At 38.1% G+C, this 4,835-nt stretch carries 6 protein-coding genes; 1 reads left to right on the plus strand and 5 read right to left on the minus strand.

Annotated features, from left to right (window positions below; translation table 11 throughout):
* Together GCCT14_RS03555 and GCCT14_RS03560 are read right to left on the minus strand one after the other, a co-directional pair.
* Positions 1 to 238: hypothetical protein (locus tag GCCT14_RS03555; RefSeq protein WP_157952571.1), on the minus strand; the 238-nt coding region annotated here is incomplete at its 3' end.
* Between the two features lie 20 nt (positions 239 to 258).
* Entirely contained in the window at positions 259 to 606 is a 348-nt protein-coding gene (locus GCCT14_RS03560; protein WP_108624272.1) for a hypothetical protein, read from the minus strand.
* Between the two features lie 150 nt (positions 607 to 756).
* On the opposite strand from GCCT14_RS03560, the gene GCCT14_RS03565 reads away from it, so the two are divergent.
* Positions 757 to 2,019, plus strand: a complete 1,263-nt coding sequence (locus GCCT14_RS03565) for an alanine:cation symporter family protein (RefSeq protein WP_108624273.1) — start codon at positions 757 to 759, stop codon at positions 2,017 to 2,019.
* Here GCCT14_RS03565 and nqrF read toward each other — a convergent pair.
* From nqrF to GCCT14_RS03580, 3 genes are all read right to left on the minus strand, one after another.
* A complete protein-coding gene (gene nqrF, locus GCCT14_RS03570) occupies positions 2,016 to 3,299 on the minus strand; it encodes an NADH:ubiquinone reductase (Na(+)-transporting) subunit F (RefSeq protein ID WP_108624274.1) in 1,284 nt (427 codons plus the stop codon). The genes GCCT14_RS03565 and nqrF overlap by 4 nt on opposite strands.
* Positions 3,300 to 3,377: 78 nt before the next feature.
* Positions 3,378 to 4,220: a mechanosensitive ion channel family protein gene (locus tag GCCT14_RS03575; protein WP_108624275.1), complete on the minus strand. Its 843-nt coding sequence runs from the start codon at positions 4,218 to 4,220 to the stop codon at positions 3,378 to 3,380.
* Positions 4,221 to 4,302: 82 nt separating this feature from the next.
* Positions 4,303 to 4,835: hypothetical protein (locus GCCT14_RS03580; RefSeq protein ID WP_204592947.1), on the minus strand; the 533-nt coding region annotated here is incomplete at its 5' end.

A 4,835-nucleotide genomic window follows, 5' to 3' on the forward strand; every position in this document is an offset into this window, starting at 1 on the left:
TCATAGGCAATCCAATCAAACTGCCCTGTTGTGCTCTTTTAAAAGATACAATACAACGTTTTCTCACCACATTCATACGAGATGAGAAAGTTGTCCATTTTTGTTGTGAATATTGAAAAAGCCTTTGAATAACAAGAGGACAATAAGAATTACTTGTAGATAAACCACTTTCACTAATCTCTCCAGGAGACGCTGACTGGTCATTTAAATCAGAACGTTTTCTTCCTTCGACACTCATAAAAAAACCAACAAAAAAGCTTATTTATGAAGCTTAACTTTGATAGGATTATTAGATGATTTGCTAATTGTTTGAAGGAGAACTGTTCCAATAAGATCACGCATTTCGTTTTTTTCTGTAGGTGAAAGAATCGTTTTCGGAAAGAAAACAAATGCAAATAGATGTCCTTTCCTAATAGATTTTCCACAGAAATAGGCGGCCACTCTCTTTGCCTTAAACCTTTTTCTAATAGCATTTAGAACAGTTTTTTGTTCATGTAAATCAAACCCATTGTAGAATCCAACATATACAAGTACAAAATTGGAAATCGACTTGAGGACTTCTTTTAGAGGTTTTTTTGAATTAAAAAGATCATTTTGATTGCGCATAAGAATTCCAATATAGAAGTGTCATTTCAGTGATAAAAACTCGATTAAATTAAATTGTTATTCGTTCATAAACAGATATAAATCTCTTGCAACAAAGTTCCCATTCATAGCAGAATCGCCAAGCGTGGGATCTACAAAGGTAGAGAGTAAATGTTCAGCTTGCTTGTAAATGGGGCTTTTCTCGTCGTCTTCTTAATAGGGGTCGTAATCGTCGCCAAAACAAGATTCGTTCAGTTCCGAGTACTTCCTAAGTCATTTGCTATTTTCTTTAAGGCCCCGGAATCAGAAGTTGCTTCTGATCGGCTTAGCCCTCGTCAAGCGCTATTTATGTCAATGTCGACAACAATTGGAATTGGTAATGTTGTTGGACCTATCCTGTCGATAATTATGGGTGGGCCTGGAGCAATGGTATGGTTTTTTTTTGCGTCCATTATTGGTAGTGGCGTGGTATACGCCGAGATAGTTCTTGCATTTAAGAATAGGTCTTATGGACCTCAAAGAACTATTGGGCCAATGGCGCATCTTTCAAAGATTTATCCAACACTTGCCATTGCATACGCGGTATCTACATCTATACTTCTAATGACTTGGAATGCTTCTCAGGCACATGTTTTGTCTGATATCTCGTTTAGAAATTTCGGATTATCTCCTGCTCTCTTCGGAATTGCGCTTTCTTTTTTATCTGCCTGCATATTGAATCGTGGCGCATCATTAATTAGAGATATTACTGATCGAATTGCACCGTTCATGCTAGTAGTTTATTTAGGTGCATTAACTAGCACTCTTATTGTCAACCGTGCGAATCTTATACCTACTTTTAACCTCATTTTTTCTAACTTTTTTTCAATTCGATCCGCTGCATCTGGATGTGTCTCTTTATCGTTTATTCAAGCCATGCGCTGGGGAATTTCGAGAAGTATATCAGCTTTGGAAGCTGGCATTGGAACTGCTTCTATTCCTCACTCTCTTTCAACTGGAAATGACGCAGAAACTCAAGCTACTCTTGCTGTGTTGGGAGCATATGTCAACGGAGCAATTGGATGTTTAACTGGAATTGCGGTTCTATCATCTGGATACTACAACTATAATGCATCTGCGCTTGACCTACTTGACTTGACCTTCAAAGGTTCTCTTGCATCTTTTGGCGGTACATGCTTGCACATTTCTCTTTTTCTCTTTGCTTTTGGAACAATTCTTGGCAATACCTTCAATGGATTAGCGTGTTGGGAATATCTTTTCGGAAAGGAAGGTAAGAAGATTTACGGCTTGATACTCTGTATTTCTATAATTTTAGGTTGTGAAGCTCACCTTTCAACTATATTTGAACTTTCTGACCCATTTATGTTGTTTTCAATGGCTCTTCAATTGTTTGGATTAAGTTGGTTTATGATCAAAAAAGGTCTTTTGAATTAGTTACCGAAATCGTCCAGAATCACAGAGCTTTTAGGTATTCTGTATTCTCTCAAGAGATTTCTTATGGCGCGATTATGAAGTGGAGGCCCACAAACGTAATAAAGGGCTTGATCTGGGTTATTAAGATTTTGAAGTACTCCTGTTTCAAAAGCTTGAAAAAGGAACCCTGTTCTTTCCGGATCTAACAAAGGCCAATTGAGATCTTTTTCTCTATCTGTTGGATTAGAAAGAACTAAATGGTAGGTAAAATTGGGGAACTTTTTCTGAATATCAAGAAATTCATCTGCATAGATGTTTTCTTGTAACGATCTGGCTCCGTACCATAGAGATACCTTTCTATTTGTATGATTTAACATGAAGAGGCTCATAACGTGACTTCTTACAAAAGAAGCCCCTGCTCCACCAATAAGAAAATAGATCGGCCTTTCATCTTTAATCATTTTTGATTCACCGAATGGCCCTGTAAATTGGATTTTATCTCCTTTTTGTCTTGAGAAGAGATAGGAAGATCCAATTCCCCAAGGGATAGAACTATTAACACAGCCATCTTTCAAAGGAGGAGAAGCTATCCGTATAGTGAATCGTACAGTTTTACCTTCTCCTGGATAAGATGCTAATGAATAAGCACGAATAGTCTCTTCATCTTTTTCATGAACGATTGCAGAATCGAACATTCCATATCGTTCCCATTCTGAATGAAACTCAGTATCAATACCTTTTTTCCAAGAAGAAGTGCAAGTCGCATAGTTAGGGATCAAGAACTGAAAATATTCACCTGACTCGTATTGAATTGGCTCATCTAGCTCCACTACCAATTCCTTAATGAAGGTAGCTACGTTTTTATTCGAACTAACAACCCCTGCAAAGGACGATGACAATATTCTTCCTGGAAGGTCAACTTTAATTTCATTCTTAACGAAAACCTGACAAGCCAATCTCCAACCAGATTCAATTTCCTCGTCTGAGAAGACTCCCCTCTCTAAATCTGTTGGAGGATTGGCTCCTTCAACAATTCGCACACGGCATTGATGACATAGCCCTTTCCCTCCACATGGAGAAGGGATCGCCACACTGCCTCTAAGTAAACTGTGGAGAAGAGTCTCGCCAAAGAGAGCTATGACACCTTGCTGGAGCTTAGAAGAAAAATCTACTGAAAAAATTCCACTGCCATGAAAAAAAAACTTAATCGACAGGGTTACAAGAGAGATCAGAAGACCGAATAGACCAAAAAAAACTACTGGAAGTAAAACATCTCTAGATAAGAGAGACAGGATATACATTAAAAAGCACTTTCAGGATGAAGATTCTAAAGTTGCCACCCCTCCAAATTTCATCCTATCAATAAAAAATTATCTCTATCAAGTTATAGATGATTTTTCCTCTTGAAAGTATCTCTCGAGAAAATGATTTATGATAGATTGCTCAATTCTGTCTCGTAAGTTCCATGGACTAGCAACTCTAAGTGTTAGAAGTAGTTGATTTGGAGCTGTCATACGTATAAAAACTCGAGGCTCTACTGAAACAGGTTCTAAGCCATGCTTCTGAGCCATTTCCTTAGACCTTCTACGAGCCTTCTCTAGAAACGGCTGAGACTCTTCTTGAGCTAACTCTAGCAGTATCGATTTGGCCATTTGCCAGTCGTCCTCGTTAGCCATCATAGGAATATCTATAGAGACAAAAGAGAAATCCTCAAGAAATGAGCTGTTAACCACTGTCGAAGTCAAAAGAAGGCTATTTGGGAAGATGATACGTTTACCTGTCCCTTGATTAGAACTTTTTCCACCAATTCCAACTTCCAAAAGGGTCGTGTAAAGTAGATTAACTGAAAGTACGTCTCCCTTAAATTGACCAATCTCTATCCTGTCCCCAAGTGAATATGCGTTACTTCTCATCAAGAGAAGATAACCATGCAAACAACGAATCAGTTCCATGAATGCCATCACCACAGCAACAGCTATCGCGAATACTGAAACAGTAAATGATCGAAGCTCCTCAGCCCATATAAAAATTAAACCTACAATGACCAGAGCAAGTATCGTGCTTCGCACATGTCCAATTGCCTTCAAACGGTATTCTTGTGACCATTGCTCCCCTACTTGACTTTTGATAACACGCTCTATTAAACGACGTGCAAAGATCAAGGAAAAAACATAAACACAAGTAGCCATAAAATGGCTAAAAGCAAAACCTTCGATGAACATTTTAAGAGGCCCCCAAGAACCTACCCCCAGACAAGATTAAACTAAAATGGCAGATGCTGTTAAGAAAATCCTTCATCTATATTTAAGCCTGCATCCAATCGCATCGACTAGAGCGGAATTTTTTTTTCTGAACCTTTTTCTTCTCTATTAGTGGCATCTTTGTGACTTTTATATCTTCACAAGAATCACGTTGCATTTCTGCAGTGAGAAAAGCGCCAAAAGAAGAAAAGTCTGATTTTAATTTTTGGATTGTTTGCCACTGTTCAGGAAGAAAATTTCTTTTGTTTTCCATAAATCTACAAGCAGATTCAACACATCTTAAATTTCCATTTGACTCAGTCATCAATTTTTTCTTCAAAATTGAAATATTGTACTCCAAAATCATCGATAAATCTTCCTGATTCTCTGCATAATGCGGGTCTATAAGATCACAAAGAGCACTCTTTAGGACGCCAGGGAATAGATTGTCTAGTGTCGCTAATATATCGGTCAGCCTCTTGATTCTTCTCATATTTACCTCCTTGGATAATTCTGCATTCGTCAACTTGACTTCGTCTACGATCCAAACTAAAATGGGTTGCCTGTTTCCGAGGATCGATAGCTCAGTCGGATAGA

The sequence above is a fragment of the Candidatus Similichlamydia epinepheli genome, assembly GCF_003056015.1.